This is a genomic window from Bradyrhizobium manausense, assembly GCF_018130615.1.
GTDB lineage: Bacteria > Pseudomonadota > Alphaproteobacteria > Rhizobiales > Xanthobacteraceae > Bradyrhizobium > Bradyrhizobium manausense_A.
In genome coordinates this window covers 145,023-161,198 of sequence record NZ_JAFCKB010000015.1, presented here as the reverse complement: position 1 = coordinate 161,198, position 16,176 = coordinate 145,023, and the positions used below count along the sequence as shown (strand labels likewise).

Here is a 16,176-nt window from a genome sequence, read left to right as displayed (position 1 = left end):
TCAGCTTTCCGGAACGAGGAAGATCGCGGCAAGCGGCGGAATGGTGAGACGGAGTTCCGGCCTCTTGCCGTCAACGGTCTGGACCTCGCCGATGTTCCCGACATTGGTGCCGCCGTAATGGGCGGAGTCAGAATTGAAGACTTCTTTCCACTTGCCGGCAATGGGCACGGGGACGCGATAGTTGCGGTAGACGTTGGGCGAGAAGTTGACGATCACCAGGCACCGCGCGTGCTCGTCAAATCCCTTGCGCAGCCAGGCGAACACGTTGCGGTTGGCGTCATCGGTGATGAGCCATTCGAAGCCGGCCTGGTCGCAATCCATCTGGTGCAGCGCCGGCACCGCGCGATAGAGCCGGTTGAGGTCGCGGATCAGCGCCTGGACGCCGGAATGATACTTGTATTCGAGCAGGTGCCAGTCGAGCGACTGGTCGTGATTCCATTCCCGGCTCTGCGCGATCTCGCCGCCCATGAACAGCAGCTTCTTGCCGGGATGGCCGAACATGAAGCTGTAGTAAGCGCGCAGATTCGCAAAGCGCTGCCACTCGTCGCCGGGCATGCGGCCGAAGATAGAGCGCTTGCCGTGCACGACCTCGTCATGCGACAGCGGCAGGATGAAATTCTCCGAGAAGGCGTAGTGCAGGCCGAACAGGATCTCGTCGTGGTGATATTTGCGGTGGATCGGATCCTTGCTGATGTAGTTCAGCGTGTCGTGCATCCAGCCCATATTCCACTTGTAGCCGAAGCCGAGCCCGCCGAATTCGACCGGGCGCGATACCTGCGGCCATGCGGTGGATTCTTCGGCCGCCGTGGTCGCCTGCGGGAAGCGCGCGAACAGCTCGGTGTTGAAGCGGCGCAGGAAGTTGATCGCCTCGATGTTCTCGCGGCCGCCATACTGGTTCGGAATCCAGGCGCCGGGCGGGCGGCTGTAGTCGAGGTAGAGCATGGACGCGACCGCATCGACGCGCAGTCCGTCGATGGCGTAGCGCTCCAGCCAGAACAGCGCGTTCGACACCAGGAAGTTCGTCACTTCGGTGCGGCCGTAATTGTAGATCAGCGTGCCCCAGTCGAGGTGGCGGCCCTGCAGCGGGTTGGCGTGCTCGTAGAGTGAAGTGCCGTCGAAGCTGCCGAGCCCGTGCGGATCGTCCGGGAAATGACCGGGCACCCAGTCGAGCAGCACGCCGATGCCCTCTCGGTGGCAGGCATCGATCAGCGCGGCAAAATCCTCTGGTGAGCCGAAGCGGCTGGTCGGTGCATAGAGGCCGGTCGGCTGATAGCCCCAGGAGCCGTCGAACGGATGCTCGCTCACGGGCAGGAATTCGAGATGGGTGAAGCCCATGTCGCGGGCATAGGCCGGCAGCTGCTCGGCGAGCTCGCGATAGGTCAGCCACTCATTGCCGTCCTTGCGCCGCCACGAGCCGAGATGGACCTCGTAGATCGACATCGGCGCCGACAGCGCATTTATACCGTCGGGCGCGGGCCGCGGCCGTGGCAGATGCGCCTCGTCGAACACGATCGAAGCCGTCTTCGGCCGCAGCTCGCTGGCGAACGCCATGGGATCGGACTTGAGCGGCAGCAGGTGGCCGTGTGGCCCGATGATCTCGAATTTGTAATGGTCGCCGGCCCTGGCGTTCGGGATGAACAATTCCCAATAGCCGGCGCCGCGTACTCGCATCGGGTGACGCCGCCCGTCCCAGAAATTGAAATCGCCGACCACGGACACGCGACGTGCATTCGGCGCCAGCACGACGAAGCCGATACCGTCGATACCTTCGAGGCGCATCGGATGCGCGCCGAGCTTGTCGTAGATGCGCTGATGCGTGCCTTCGCCGAGCAGATAGAGATCGAAATCGGTCAGGATCGGCGGAAAGCGATAGGTATCCTCGAACTCGACGACATTGTCGCCGAATTTGGCGCGGAGCTGATAGTGCTTCGAGCCGTTGGGCAGGGCGCCGATGAACAGGCCCGAGGCGTGGACCCGGTCGAGCTTCGCCACCTCGCCATGCTCGCCCACCGCCTCGACATTGGACGCGTCGGGCAGGAAGGCGCGCACCACGCTCCTGCCGCCCTCGGGATGCAGCCCGAGATAATGGAAGGGGTCGGAGTGGCGGCCCTCGATAATGGCATAGGCTTCGGCTGGCAGTTTAGGCATGGGCTTCGCTCTCGGCACTGGACAGAATGCGAAGCAGGCCGGTCAGCGGCGCATGGAGCCCCTCCGGCCGGTGGGACAGCTCGTACTCTACCTCGTCGAACGCTTGATCAAGCAGGAAAAACCTTAACATGCTTTCCGCCGAATGGTCCTTTTTCGGCCAGAGCCGCCGGTCGGTCATGGCCTCGCGGTAGGCGGACAGGAAGGTCGCGGTGGCGCGGTCACGCCATTCGTCAAGCGCGGTCGTCAGCCGGCTCAGCTCGTCGCTCCCCCCTGAGAGGGCCCGGTGAAGCGCCGCGTTAACCGAAAGATCAATCGAGCGGATCAGGCCCGCGACGTCGCGCGCCGCCGGCAGCCTGCGCCGCTTGTCGGCCAGGGCGAGATGCGGATCGCCGTCGAAGTCGATGATGAAGATGTCGTCCTTCACGATCAGAGTCTGCCCGAGGCGGAAGTCGCCATGATGACGGATGTTCAACCCGCTGATGTCGGATGGCAAGAGCGCGTTGACGCGGTCCGCCAGGGTCGCGCGCGCCGCGATGAGCTGGTCGATCAGAGGCCGGTCGCCCTCGCGCAGGCCCTCCCGGCTGTCGGCAAGCCGCTCGAAGACCCGTTCTGCCCGTCCCTTGAGGTCGGACGCCCATTGCTTGACGTGCGCGGGGGCGATCGGCTCAGGGGCAAGATCGGTGGGTTTTGCGGCGGCGAGCGCCATGTGCAGCTCGGCTAGCCGCCGGCCGGTTTGCGCCATGAAGTGCAGATAGGGCGCCTGCTCCTGGGTCTCGCGATGCATTTCGCCTGGCGGTAGCACTCGTTGCTCGTCGACATAGCGGTCGAGATAGCCCGCGGTGACGGCCCAACCGTCACCCTGGTTTTCGACATAGGCATGCAGGACGCCGAGCGCGCTGCCTCTGTCGCCCTCGACCAGCTCGACGCTGCCGAGCAGCGCCGGTGTGTTGGGGAAGCGTGCGACCTCGGTGAGATAGTGGCCGATCTCGATCTCCGGGTTGGGGCCGCTTTCGAGCCGGCGATAGATCTTGGCGACATATTGGTTGTCGACCAGCGCGGTGCTGTTCGACTGCTCGACCGTCCGGATGCGCGCGGGCTCCTTCGCGGTGTAATCGGCGAACCGGCTCGTCGGCCTGAACTCGAGCCGCAGATTGTTCTCGTCCACCACCAGGTTCTGCGACAAACCTCGCAGGAAAAGCCCTATGAAGATCTGGTCAGTCGCGACGTCGAGCAGCGTGCCTTCGCGTGCGCCCTGGCGCACCGCAGCGAGTGCCTTCGGGTTGAAGCGCTCGCGGTCGAAGCGGACCCACTCGATCTGCATCGGCAGCACGTAGCGCGTCGTGACGTCGTCCTGCGTCGTCTCGAAGAACGCAATCCAGGGCCGGTTGTCGCCGATGTCGCTGAACGGCACCGCCGACGTCAGCGTAGCCTGGATGTGCTTGGAATTATGCTCGGGATACCAGCGCGTCCGTGACAAAAATCCCGGCAGCACGTCGCGCTCGAATACGCTGCGCTCTCGTGCCAGCGACACCCAGTTCGAATTGACCGGCACCACCAGCGTCTCGAATTCCGGGACCGCGCGCGGCACCACCGGCTCGGATTTGTCGCGCTCCTGGAGCTGGAACCAGTAGAAGCCGTAAGGCCCCAGCGTGATCATGTAGGGCAGCTCTCCGATCGCCGGGAAGCGGGTGCGGCCGAGCATCTCCTGCGGGATGCGATCCTTCCAGGGCGTCAGGTCGAGCTCGGTCGCCTGCGCCGCGCGCGACAGATTGGCGACACAGAGGATCACCTCGTCGCGATATTGCCGGACATAGGCGAGCACGGACCGGTTGGCCGGGCGGATGAAGGTCATGGTGCCGCGGCCGAAGGCGAGCGTCGACTTGCGCACCGAGATCAGGCGCTTGGTCGCATTGAGTTGCGAGGACAGGCTGCGCGACTGCGCTTCCACGTTGACCGAATCGTAGCCGTAGACCGGATCCATGATCGGAGGGGCGTAGAGGCGGGCGGGATCGGCGCGGGAGAAGCCGCCGTTGCGGTCGGGGCTCCACTGCATCGGCGTACGCACGCCGTTGCGGTCGCCGAGATAGATGTTGTCGCCCATCCCGATCTCGTCGCCGTAATAGATGATCGGCGTGCCCGGGAATGACAGCAGCAGCGAGTTCATCAGCTCGATCTTGCGGCGGTCGTTGTCCATCAGCGGCGCGAGACGCCTGCGGATGCCGACATTGATGCGGGCACGGGGATCGTTGGCGTAGGTGGTCCAGAGATAGTCGCGCTCGACGTCGGTGACCATCTCCAGCGTCAGCTCGTCGTGGTTGCGCAGGAACAGCGCCCATTGGCAGCTCGCCGGAATGTCCGGCGTCTGGCGCAGGATGTCGGTGATCGGGAAGCGGTCTTCCTGCGCGATCGCCATGTAGATGCGCGGCATCAGCGGGAAGTGGTAGGCCATGTGGCACTCGTCGCCACGGCCGAAATATTCCTGCACGTCCTCCGGCCACTGATTGGCCTCGGCCAGCAGCAGCTTTCCCTTGGAGTAGGCGTCGAGCTCCTGGCGCAGGCGCTTGATGATGGCATGCGTTTCAGGGAGGTTCTCGTTCGAGGTGCCCTCGCGCTCGCAGAGATAGGGAATCGCGTCCAGCCGGAAACCGTCGACGCCGGCATCCAGCCAGCGCTTCATCACCTGGATGATGGCGCTGACGACGCGCGGATTGTCGAAATTGAGGTCGGGCTGGTGCGAGAAGAAGCGATGCCAGTAGAACGCGCCGGCTTCCGGATCCCAGGTCCAGTTCGACTTCTCGGTGTCGGTGAAGATGATCCGCGTGCCCTGGTATTTCTGGTCGGTGTCGCTCCAGACATACCAATCGCGGGCGCTCGAGCCAGCCGGGCTGCGGCGCGCGCGCTTGAACCAGTTGTGCTGATCCGAGGTGTGGTTGATGACCAGCTCGGTGATGACGCGCAGGCCTCGCTTTTGCGCTTCCTGGATGAAGCGCTTGAAGTCCTTCATCGTCCCGAAATCGGGATTGACCGCGCCGTAGTCTGCGATGTCGTAGCCGTCGTCGCGGCCGGGCGACGGGTAGAACGGCAGCAGCCACAGTGCGGTGACGCCGAGATCCTGCAGATAGGGCAGCTTCTCGGTCAACCCGGCAAAATCGCCGATGCCGTCATTGTTGCTGTCGGCAAAGGCCTTGACGTGGAGCTGGTAGATGATGGCGTCCTTGTACCAGAGTTCATCCACGATCTCGGCAGCCTCGGCTTTCTTGGTGTCGACGGAAGACAGAACATTCATGGCGCGATCCTTACGCCAGGCAGCGGAAGAGCAGGGCCGGATCGCGGTCGGGATCGATACGCAACCTGATCCCGCCCCATTCGATGCGGGACTGTTCGCCTGTCATGAGATTTTCGATTGTCGTGACGTGGCGGCGTTCGCCGCCGACGTCGATGGTGAGGTCGCCGAGCGGCAACCAGAATTCGCGCACATGGCGCGAGAGGGCGATGGCCACAACGACAATGTTGGCCGGTTCGGCTGCTTCTTTCACGAAAGCGATCGTCTCGCCGTCCTCGATGCTGAGGAAGCGCAAATTGCTGGTCTGCTGCAGCGCCGCGTTGCCGTTGCGGATGCGGTTGAGCGCTGTGATCCAGGGTTTGATGTTGCCGGGCTTGTCCCAGTCGCGCTGCCTGATCTGATATTTCTCGGAATCCAGATATTCCTCGTGGCCGGGGACGGCCTCGTGCTCGAGCAGCTCGAAACCGCTGTAAAGGCCGTAATTGCCCGACAGCGTCGCGGCCAGCGCGATGCGCGATTTGAACAACCAGGCTTCGCCACTCTGAAGATGATAGGGCAGCAGATCCGGCGTGTTGACGAACAGGTTCGGACGATAGAAGTCCCGCTCGGGATAGCGCGTGAGCTCGCCGAGATATTGCTCGAGCTCCCACTTCTGGGTGCGCCAGGGGAAATAGCTGAAGCACTGCGCGAAGCCGAGCTTGGCGAGGCCCTTCATCAGCTTCGGCCGCGCAAACGTCTTGGAGAACAGGATCACCTCGGGACGACGCGAGCGGATGTCGCGGATCAGCCACTCCCAGAATGGCAGCGGCGCGGTGTCGTGATTGTCGATCGCGAAGATGGTGACGCCGTGGTCGATCCAGAACAGCATGGCATCGCGGAAGGCGTTCCACAGCCCGATCCGGTCGACGGAGGCGAAATCGGGGATCACGATGTCCGAATAGGGATCATCCGCTGCCCGCACCGAACGGTCCGGCCGCCATTTGAACCATTCCGGATGCTGCGTCAGCCAGGGATGATCCGGCGAGCATTGCACGGCGAAGTCCAGCGCGAGCTCGAGGCCATATTCCAGGCAGGTCGCGACCAGCGCGCGAAAATCCTCGATGGTGCCGAGCTCGGGATGCAGCGCATCGTGCCCGCCCTCGGCCGCGCCGATCGCGTAAGGCGAGCCCGGCTCGCCTTCTGTCGCGACAGGCGAGTTGTTGCGGCCCTTGCGGCAGGTGCGGCCGATCGGGTGGATCGGCGTGAAATACAAGACGTCAAAACCCATCGCCGCGATATCGGGCACGCGGGCGATACAGTCGCGGAGCGTGCCGTGCTGGCCGGCAACCGCGCCCTGGCTGCGCGGCATCATTTGATACCAGGCACCGAAGCGCGCCTTGTCGCGGTCGATAACAAGCGGAAAGTTCGGCGAGCGAGTCAGGTCGGGGCGCGTCTGGCTCTCGGCCATGGCTTCGCCGAGTTCGGTCGCAAGCAGCGGCGCGACGTCGCCGCTGCCGAGATAGTCCTCGCATTGCCTGACAATGACGGCCGCGGCGTCCTGCCGCGCGCCATGCGCCTTGGTCAGCAGGCCGGCGCCCTCGATGGCATCGAGCGTGACGTCGCCGCCGGACTGCTGCTTGCGTTCGACCCCGTGGCGCCAGGTTGCGAATTCGTCGGTCCAAGCTTCGATGGCATAGACATATTGGCCGGGCTCGGTCGGCACGAACGCGCCGGACCACCGGTCGTCGCCGTGACGGGTCATGCTCTCGCGCCGCCATTCCCGCTCCTGCTCGCCGCGCCAGACCAGCGCGGCGCGGATGGTGGCGTCGCCGTCGCGATAGATGTCGGCCCACACCTCGATCCGATCGCCCGCGATCCGCTTCACGGCGAAGCGGCCGCCATCGATCAAGGGATAGACGTCTTCGATCAGGAAAGCGCTGCCGGCAGCGGCACTCTCGACAGTTTGAATTGTCTTGTTCACGGTGATGCCATTGACAAGAAAGCAGGGGCCCGTTTCCCTTGTCGGGAACCTACGCTTGATACCTATATAGAAAGCCGCTTGTGTGTCATTGGTTCCCTTGGGAACGGCAGCCGCGGTTTGTGAGTTAAGTGCGACTAACCTCTTCCGCGACCACGTTAAAATCGATGCCCCCCGGCCGGTTGACGGCCTGCAAGCTGCGTGCCGAATGGACCTTTTAACTCAAGCCCGGATCAAGGGCGTTCAATCCGAATTCACAGATGCCCTCGGAAAGCTGCGCGTCACCGCGCCCGAGGCGCTCAAATCCATCCTCGACGCCCTGCCGGAGAAGCGGGTCTACCGCTTCGTCAGCGGGCCGGTCGTGGTGCGCGCGCTGGGTAATCCGCGCACCGAGCTCGCGGCCATTGGTGCCGCGCCGCTGCAATGGAAAATCAAGGCCGGCCGCAATGCCATCGCGCAGGGCGAGACCCGCGAGCCTGTGATTGCCTGGCCCGCCGGGTTGCCGCTTGGTTATCACCGGCTGACGTTGACGGATGCCACTGGTGAGACGGAAGAGGTGCCGATGATCGTGGCACCCGAGCGTGCCTTCGGCGGCGATTTCGACCGCGGCTGGCTGCTCGCCGTGCAGCTTTACAGCGTCCGCTCCGACCGCAATTGGGGCATCGGTGATTTCACCGATCTGGCGGGCCTTGTCAGGCTCGCCAAGCAATTGGGCGCCGATGGCGTCGGCCTCAATCCGTTGCATGTCCTGTTCGACGATCATCCGGCCGATTGCAGTCCCTATTCGCCGAACAGCCGGCTGTTTCTCAATCCGCTCTACATCGACGTCGAGGCCATCCCGGAATTTTCCGCAGATCTGATCCCCGACGCGGCTACGACGGCCGCGCGGCTGCGCGAAGGTGACCGTGTCCCCTATGCCGATATGGCGGCGCTAAAATGGCTGGGCCTGCGCGCCGCCTTTGACAGTTTCGTGAAAACTGCGAGCGGTGTCCGTCGTAACCAGTTCGATGCTTTCCGTGCCGACCGGGGCGCGCTGCTGTCGCGTTTTGCCTGTTTCGAGGTGCTGCGCCATCGTTTTACCGCGCCCTGGTGGGAATGGCCGGTGCAATGGCAGCAACCGGACGATGCCAAATGCGCCGGTTTGCGCAACGGTCCCGACAAGCACGAGGTCGAGTTCGTCGAATTCGTGCAATGGACCGCTGACGCGCAATTGCGCGCGGCCAAGCAGCTCTCGGCCGAGCTCGGCATGCGCGTCGGGCTCTATCTCGACGTCGCCGTCGGCGTGCAGTCCAACGGCTTCGATGCCTGGAACGAGCAGACTGCGATCTCCCGCCACCTTGCGGTCGGCGCACCGCCTGATGTGCTGAACACGGTCGGTCAGGATTGGGGGCTGGCCGGCTTCAACGCGGGCGGCCTGGAGGCGCAATCCTTCGTGCCGTTCGCCGACATGGTGGCCGCCTCGATGCGGCATGCGGGCGCGATCCGGCTCGATCACGTGCTGGGACTGAAGCGGCTCTATCTGGTGCCACGCGGCTTCAAGCCTGACAACGGTGCCTATGTGCAGATGCCGCTCGAGGCGCTGCTGGCCGCGGTCGTGCGCGAAAGCGTTACCCACAAGTGCATCGTGATCGGCGAAGACCTCGGCACCGTGCCGGAAGGTTTTCGCGAGACCATGCAGGATTTCGGCATCTGGTCCTATCTCGTCATGATGTTCGAGCGCGACGATGCCGGCCATTTCCGCAACATCGACCATTACCGGCCGAACGCGCTGGTCACCTTGAACACGCATGATCTCTGCACCTATGCGGGCTGGCGCTCGTTCAGCGATCTCAGGATGAAGCGCTCGCTCGGCCTCGATCCCGGCGAGGACGACCAGGCCCGCTGGAATGCGCTCGGCGGGCTCGACGATATCCTGCGCCAGAACGGCATCAGCGCCAACGATCTCTATTCGGTGCTCAATTTCCTGTCGCGCACGCCGTCGCGGCTGCTCGCGGTGTCGATGGAAGATCTGCTCGGCGTGATCGATCAGCCCAACATTCCCGGCACGATCGACGAGCATCCGAACTGGCGCCAGCGCCTGCCTGTTGCCCTCGACAAGATCGCGTCCAAGGTCGATCTCGCGGCTTTGAAGGCCGCGACTCGGGAACGTTCGTTGTACGGCGGGAGTTGATGGGCCGAGGGTTTTCCAAGGCTCGGGTTTTCCAAGGCTCGCAAGACATTGTCACAGAAGATCGAGGACTATGCGCTGATCGGCGACTGCGAGACCGCGGCGCTGGTCGGACGCAACGGCTCGATCGACTGGCTGTGCTGGCCGGCCTTTGATTCCGACGCCTGCTTCGCCGCGATCCTTGGCACCCACAAGAACGGCCGCTGGCTGATCACGCCAAGCGACGAAGTGACGACGATTTCGCGCCGCTATCTCGGCAATACCCTCATTCTCGAAACACGCTTCGAGACCAGGAGCGGCACCGTTGCGCTGGTCGATTTCATGCCGCCACGCGGCAAGGCCTCCGATATCGTGCGGCTGGTGCGCGGCCTCACGGGCGCCGTGAAGCTGCGGATGGAGCTCGTGATCCGCTTCGGCTTTGGCGTCGACATTCCTTGGGTGCGGCGGATCGATCATTCGCTGCTGGCGGTCGCCGGTCAGGACATGACGGTGCTGCGCACGCCGGTCGAGACCCGCGGCGAGGATCTGACCACGGTCGCCGAGTTCGAGGTCGAGGCCGGCGAGACCATACCGTTCGTGCTGACCTACGGTCCCTCGCATCTTGATCCGCCCGAGCCGATCGACCCCGAGATGGCCCTTCGGGAGACCGAGAAATTCTGGAGCGGCTGGTGCCGCCACTGCACCCGCGATGGCCCTTATCACGATCTCATCGTGCGCTCGTTGATCACGCTGAAGGCGCTGACCTTCGGCCCCACGGGCGGTATCGTCGCCGCACCGACGACTTCGCTGCCGGAAAAGCTCGGCGGCAGCCGGAATTGGGACTACCGCTTCTGCTGGCTGCGCGACGCCACCTTCACGCTGCTGGCGCTGATGAACTCGGGCTATACCGAGGAAGCCCTGGCCTGGCACAATTGGCTGCTGCGCGCCGCGGCCGGCTCGCCATCCAACATGCAGATCATGTACGGCATCTGGGGCCAGCGGCGGCTGCTGGAATGGGAAGCGGGCTGGCTCGACGGCTACGAAGGCGCCAAGCCCGTGCGGGTCGGCAACGCGGCGCACGCGCAGCTCCAGCTCGACGTCTATGGCGAGTTGATCGATGCTTTCCACCAGTCGCGCATGGCCAAGCTCAAGCTCGACGATGAAGCGACCTGGGCGCTGGAATGCGCCGTGCTCCAGCATCTCGCCGAGGTCTGGGACCAGCCCGATCATGGTATCTGGGAGCGCCGCGGCGAGCCCCGGCACTACGTCTTCTCCAAGGTGATGACCTGGGTCGCCTTCGACCGTGCCATCAAGAGTGCCGAGACGTTCGGCTTCAAGGCGCCGCTATTGCACTGGCGTGCCCTGCGTGAAGCCATTCACCGCGACGTCTGTAACCGGGGCTTTGACGCGGAGGAGGGCGCCTTCGTCGAGTCCTATGGATCGAAGCTGCTCGATGCCAGCGTGCTGTTATTGCCGGGAGTCGGCTTCCTGCCGGCGGACGACCCGCGCGTCCGCGGTACGATCGCCGCCGTCGAAAAGCACGTGATGCGCGACGGCTTCGTGCTGCGGCATGATCCGCGCGAGCTGCCCGCGGACCAGCCGCCACTGGAAGGAGCATTCCTGGCGTGCAGCCTGTGGCTCGCAGATGCCTATGTCCTGTCCGGTGATCTCGACAAGGCGCAAATCTTGTTCGATCGCGTGGTCGGTGTCGCGAACGATGTCGGGCTGTTGGCCGAGGAATATGATTCCGTCGCGCGGCGCCAGACCGGCAACTTCCCACAGGCGCTGACCCACATCGCACTGATCAACACCGCCCACAACCTCTCGGCGGCAAGGCAGAGCAGCGAGAAGCCGGCAATGCAGCGGTCGAAGTAGTGAGCGTGGTTGACCGACACGGCAGGTTCTTTACCTCTCCCCGCTGGGGAGAGGTGGAAACCAAGCGGCAGGCGATAGTTGAGGTCGTCAAGCCTCAACCAACCCCGTTCCGCTTCAAAATCATCTCCATTGCCTCCGCAAAACCGTCCTGCTCGTTGGTCGCGGTGACGTGGGTGGCCTGGTCCTTGACGTGGTCGGTAGCATTGCCCATGGCGATCGAGGTGCCGCTGACGCGGAACATCGCGAGATCGTTCTGCATGTCGCCGATCGTGGCGACCGCGTCGGTGGAAATGCCGAGGCGCTTGGCCATGGCCTGCACGAAGGTACCCTTGTTGAAGCCGGGCGGGGTGATGTCGAGATAGTAGGTCTGCGAGCGGACCGCGGTGGCCTCGCTGCCGAGCGCCTCCTGCATCGCCTTTTCGCAACGCTCCAGGCCTGCCGCATCGGCGCTGGCGCCGACGATCTTGCAGGCGCTCGCGAGGTAAGGCGTAAAGTCCGTCACGATGGTGGGATCGGAGCGGATCGTGTGCTGCTCGTGAGCGACGTATTTACCGCTTGCGTTGTCGATCAGCCATTTGTCGTAGGTGAATAGCCAAATGTCGGCGCCGAACTCGCGGAGGATCTGAACTGACCGCTCGGCGGCGCCTTTCGGGATCAGATGCTGCTCGACCGGATTCATCTCGGGATCGACGATCGAGGAACCGTTGAACGGGCCGACCGGCAGCCAAAGCGCCAGCGGCGCGATCAGGAATCGCATGCCGATCGCGGGGCGGCTGGAGGTGATGGTGAAGCCGATCCCGGCCTGGTGCAGCCGCTGCACCGCACTCCGCGCGCGGTCCGTCAGCGTCTTGTCCTTGGTCAGCAGCGTGCCGTCGACGTCGGAGACCACGAGTGAGATTTTCGTCATGGCAGAACCTCGATGGCAGAATCTCTATGACAGAATCTTGGGATTACACGGCTTTGCTCTTGCCGCCGTCGATTTTCAGCTGCCGCACGATGCCGTCGACGATCGCCTCGACCGATTCGTCGATCGAGGCCGTGATGACATGTTCGCTCGCCTCCGGCGGCTCCAGCGTGTTGAACTGGCTGGTCAGCAGCCCGGGCGGCATGAAATGGCCCTTGCGGTGCGCAAGCCGGTCGGCGATCAGCTCCTGCGTGCCTTTGAGGAACACGAAGCGCACGTCGTCGCGGCCGCGCAGCAGCACGTCACGATAGGTGTGCTTGAGCGCCGAGCAGGCGATGATGACATGCTCGCCCTTGTCGCAGACCCGCGAAATCTCGTCGGCGATGGCGTTGAGCCAGGGCCAGCGGTCCTCGTCGGTGAGCGGATGGCCGGCCCGCATCTTCTCGACATTGCTTGCGGGGTGAAAGCTGTCGCCGTCCTCGAACCGCCAGCCAAGCCGCTCGCCAAGCGCCCCTGCAACCGTGCTCTTGCCTGAACCCGACACGCCCATCACGATCAACGCACAAGGTGCTTTAACGCCCGCCACGAATTCCCTCCGGAAGCGCGGCCCTGTCGACCAGCCAGACGGTCTCCCCCTCCGAGCGCGCGCGCAACGCCGGCAGATTCTCGCCATTGAGGAGGCGCGTCAAGATCGGCCGCTTGTCATGCCCAGCGATCTCGAACAGCATTTCGCGGCAGGAGGCCAGCGCAGGGAGCGTCAGCGAGACCCGCGGCACGAAGGGCGCGACATTGGCCTTGGGGACGCCCACGACCCAGCGCGCAGTCTCCTCCACGGCGGGGTAGCCGGGAAAGAGCGAGGCGGTGTGGCCGTCCGGGCCCGCGCCCATCAGGACGAGATCGAACAGAGGCCGGGCCGGATCGAGGCTTTCAGAGCCGTAGAAGGCCTGCAGCTCGCGCGCGTAGGTTTCGGCGCCGGCCTCGGGATTTTCGACCGCGGTCGGAATCGGGTGAATGTGGCCGGCGGGCGCGTCGCGGTCGAGAAAGGTCGCCCGCGCCACCGTCATGTTGTTGAGGGGATCGCTGTCGGGGACAAAACGCTCGTCGCCGATGAACCAGTGCACGCGATCCCAAGGGAGCTTGCCGCGCCAGGGGGCGCTGCCCAGCAGCTCATAGAGCTTCTTCGGGCTGGAGCCGCCGGTGAGGCAGATCGCGATGCGTCCGGGATTGGCGGCAATCCGCGCCATCACGCGCTGGGCTGCGGCCTGCGCCAGCGCCTCAGCGTCGGCGACGACGATCAGCTTCGGCTCTTCGGCCGCGGCCATCACGAAAACTTCCGCCAGCTGCGGCCGTCGCGCCGCAGCAGCTCGTCGGCGCAGGCCGGGCCATCGCTGCCGGCTTCATAGGTCTCGATGCCGTTGGTGCCCGCGGTCTTCCAGGCGTCGAGGAACGGCTGCACCGCCTGCCATCCGGCTTCGATGCCGTCGGCGCGCTGGAACAGGATGTTGTCACCGATCATGCAGTCGTAGATCAGCGTCTCGTAGCCGGTGGAGGGATCGGCCCGGAAATAGTCGCCGTACTTGAATTTCATCTCGACGCCGTCGATCGTGATGCTCGGTCCCGGAATCTTGGCGTTGAACTGAAGCTCGATCGTCTCGGTCGGCGCAATGCCGATGGTGAGGAAGTTTTGCGAGAGACGATCGACGGTGGTGCCTGAAAACATCGATAGCGGCGCCTGCTTGAACTTGATTGCGACTTCCGTGCGCTTGTGGCCCAGCGCCTTGCCGGTCCGCAGGTAGAACGGCACGCCGGCCCACCGCCAATTGTCGATCATCAGCTTCAGCGCGACGAAGGTCTCGGTGGTGCTCCCGGGCTTGACGTCCTCGGTCTTGCGATAGTCCGTGATCTCGTCGTCGCCGATGCGTCCGGCGAGATATTGCGCGCGAACGGAGTTCTTCAGCGCTTCTTCCCGGCTCGGCTGCTGGATCGACGTCAGCACATCAGCCTTCTCGGAGCGCACGGAGTGCGCATCGAAACGCGCCGGCGGCTCCATCGCGACCAGCGACATCAGCTGGAATAGATGATTCGGCACCATGTCGCGCAGCGCGCCGGTGGCGTCGTAGAAACCGCCGCGATGGCCGACGCCGAGCTTCTCCTCGACCGTGATCTGGATGTGGTCGATATGGTTGCGATTCCAGATCGGCTCGAACATGCCGTTGGCAAAGCGCAGCACCAGGATGTTCTGCACCGTCTCCTTGCCGAGATAATGATCGATCCGGTAGATCTGGTGCTCGTCCATGATCTTTAGCAGCTCGGCATTCAATGCCTTGGCCGATGCGAGGTCGGTGCCGAACGGCTTTTCGATCACCAGCCGCCGCCAGGCGCCGTTCTCCTTCATCATGCCGGTGCGGCCGAGCTCGCGTGCGGTCGGCGCGAACGCGGCCGGAGGGGTCGCCAGATAGAACAGCCGATTGCCGCCGGTGCCTTGCGAGCATTCCAGGCCGTCGAGATGCGTGCGCAGGCGGTCGAAGGAGGGCGGATCCTTCGGGTCGGCCTCGACAAAGGTGACGCACTGCAGGAGCTGCTTGGCGACGACGTCGTCCACCGGGCGCGTCGCGAACTTGCGCAAGCCGTCCATCAGGCCGTTGCGCAGCTCGTCATCGGACTGGCCCTTGCGGGCCACGCCGACGACGCAGAATTTTTCCGGCAACAGATTCTCGGCGGCGAGATTGTAGAGCGACGGCATCACCAGGCGGTGCGTGAGGTCGCCGGTAACGCCGAAGATCACGAAGGCGCAATTTTCCGGCTTGCGCTTGGCTTGCGGGTCTTTTGTCACGAAAGATTGGCCTTCGCTTGCTGCAGGTCTTATTTTGGCTTCGAAGCGCCGGGCTGCTTCGGCTCCTTGTGGCCGCCGAAACCCGCGCGCATCGCGGAGAGAATTTTTTCGGCGAAGGTGTGTTCCCGACGGGAACGGAAACGTGTGTAGAGGGCCGCGGTCAAGACTTCCGCCGGCACGGCCTCGTCGATCGCCGCATTCACGGTCCAGCGACCCTCACCGGAATCCTCCACGAAGCCGGAGTATTCCGCAAGCTGCGGGCTGTCGGCGAGCGCGGTCGAGGTGAGGTCGAGCAGCCAGGACGGGATCACGCTGCCGCGCCGCCACACCTCGGCGATGTCGGCAAGGTCGAAATCGTAGCGATGATCAGCCGGCAAGGCATCGATATTGGCATTCTTGAGGATGTCGAACCCTTCGGCATAGGCCTGCATCAGGCCGTACTCGATGCCGTTGTGGATCATCTTGACAAAATGGCCGGCGCCGACGGGGCCGGCATGGATGTAGCCCTGCTCGATGCGGGGATCGCGTCCTTCGCGTCCCTCGGTGCGCGGAATGTCGCCGGCACCGGGCGCCAGCGCGGCGAAGATCGGGTCGAGCCGATCGACCACCGGCTTCTCGCCGCCGATCATCATGCAATAGCCGCGGTCGAGGCCCCAGACGCCGCCGGACGTGCCGACGTCGACATAGTGGATGCCGCGCGCCTTCAGCGCCTTGCCGCGGCGGACGTCGTCCTGCCAGAAGGTGTTGCCGCCGTCGATGATGACGTCGCCCTCCTGCATCACGCCCGCGATCGTGTCGATGGTCTGCTCGGTGATGCGGCCGGCAGGCAGCATCACCCAGGCCGTGCGCGGCCGCTCGAGTTTCGAGATGAACTCTTCCAGCGTGGCCGAGCCGACTGCGCCGTCTGCAGCGAGACCGGCGACGGCCTTGGCGTCCTTGTCATAGACCACGGTCGAATGTCCCTGGCGCATCAGGCGGCGAACGATGTTGCCGCCCATCCGGCCGAGGCCGATCATGCCGAGTTGCATGT

General features: G+C 64.3%; 10 protein-coding genes. 2 read left to right on the top strand and 8 right to left on the bottom strand.

Annotated features, from left to right (window positions below; genetic code table 11):
- Genes glgB through JQ587_RS25440 form a run of 3 tightly spaced genes read right to left on the bottom strand, consistent with a single transcriptional unit; the run spans position 1 to position 7,391 of the window.
- The gene (glgB, locus tag JQ587_RS25450) at positions 1-2,148 is read right to left on the bottom strand and encodes a 1,4-alpha-glucan branching protein GlgB (RefSeq protein ID WP_212427101.1); all 2,148 of its coding nucleotides are present in this window, start codon (positions 2,146-2,148) and stop codon (positions 1-3) included.
- Positions 2,141-5,434, bottom strand: coding sequence for a maltose alpha-D-glucosyltransferase (treS, locus tag JQ587_RS25445; protein ID WP_212427100.1), 3,294 nt, complete (start codon positions 5,432-5,434; stop codon positions 2,141-2,143). Before treS ends, glgB begins: the two co-directional genes overlap by 8 nt.
- 10 nt (positions 5,435-5,444) lie before the next feature.
- Positions 5,445-7,391 carry a maltotransferase domain-containing protein gene (locus tag JQ587_RS25440; RefSeq protein ID WP_212427099.1) on the bottom strand — a complete coding sequence of 649 codons (1,947 nt, stop codon included), beginning with the start codon at positions 7,389-7,391 and terminating at the stop codon, positions 5,445-5,447.
- Between the two features lie 205 nt (positions 7,392-7,596).
- On the opposite strand from JQ587_RS25440, the gene malQ reads away from it, so the two are divergent.
- Together malQ and JQ587_RS25430 are read left to right on the top strand one after the other, a co-directional pair.
- Positions 7,597-9,558 (top strand): 4-alpha-glucanotransferase, encoded by a 1,962-nt coding sequence (gene malQ, locus JQ587_RS25435; protein WP_212427098.1) that lies wholly within the window; start codon positions 7,597-7,599, stop codon positions 9,556-9,558.
- 48 nt (positions 9,559-9,606) lie between these two features.
- Positions 9,607-11,409: a glycoside hydrolase family 15 protein gene (locus tag JQ587_RS25430; protein ID WP_212427097.1), complete on the top strand. Its 1,803-nt coding sequence runs from the start codon at positions 9,607-9,609 to the stop codon at positions 11,407-11,409.
- Positions 11,410-11,503: 94 nt separating this feature from the next.
- Here the strand turns inward: JQ587_RS25430 and JQ587_RS25425 are convergent, their stop codons facing one another.
- From JQ587_RS25425 to gnd, 5 genes are read right to left on the bottom strand one after another with little or no spacing between them, the layout of a single operon-like run.
- Positions 11,504-12,316, bottom strand: a complete 813-nt coding sequence (locus JQ587_RS25425) for an HAD family hydrolase (protein WP_212427096.1) — start codon at positions 12,314-12,316, stop codon at positions 11,504-11,506.
- A 43-nt stretch (positions 12,317-12,359) separates the two neighbouring features.
- Complete coding sequence (locus JQ587_RS25420; RefSeq protein ID WP_212299065.1) at positions 12,360-12,899, bottom strand: gluconokinase; 540 nt, start codon at positions 12,897-12,899, stop codon at positions 12,360-12,362.
- Positions 12,886-13,635, bottom strand: coding sequence for a 6-phosphogluconolactonase (gene pgl / locus JQ587_RS25415; protein ID WP_212427095.1), 750 nt, complete (start codon positions 13,633-13,635; stop codon positions 12,886-12,888). Before pgl ends, JQ587_RS25420 begins: the two co-directional genes overlap by 14 nt.
- Positions 13,635-15,146 (bottom strand): glucose-6-phosphate dehydrogenase, encoded by a 1,512-nt coding sequence (zwf, locus tag JQ587_RS25410; RefSeq protein ID WP_212299063.1) that lies wholly within the window; start codon positions 15,144-15,146, stop codon positions 13,635-13,637. Before zwf ends, pgl begins: the two co-directional genes overlap by 1 nt.
- Positions 15,147-15,175: 29 nt before the next feature.
- Entirely contained in the window at positions 15,176-16,174 is a 999-nt protein-coding gene (gnd, locus tag JQ587_RS25405; RefSeq protein WP_212299062.1) for a phosphogluconate dehydrogenase (NAD(+)-dependent, decarboxylating), read from the bottom strand.
- Between the last annotated feature and the right edge of the window lie 2 nt (positions 16,175-16,176).

Bases quoted from the DNA above. Each gene is read 5' to 3' on its own strand.
- glgB (WP_212427101.1), bottom strand. From the start codon at position 2,148: ATGCCTAAACTGCCAGCCGAAGCCTATGCCATTATCGAGGGCCGCCAC.
- treS (WP_212427100.1), bottom strand. From the start codon at position 5,434: ATGAATGTTCTGTCTTCCGTCGACACCAAGAAAGCCGAGGCTGCCGAG.
- malQ (WP_212427098.1), top strand. From the start codon at position 7,597: ATGGACCTTTTAACTCAAGCCCGGATCAAGGGCGTTCAATCCGAATTC.
- JQ587_RS25425 (WP_212427096.1), bottom strand. From the start codon at position 12,316: ATGACGAAAATCTCACTCGTGGTCTCCGACGTCGACGGCACGCTGCTG.
- pgl (WP_212427095.1), bottom strand. From the start codon at position 13,635: ATGGCCGCGGCCGAAGAGCCGAAGCTGATCGTCGTCGCCGACGCTGAG.
- gnd (WP_212299062.1), bottom strand. From the start codon at position 16,174: ATGCAACTCGGCATGATCGGCCTCGGCCGGATGGGCGGCAACATCGTT.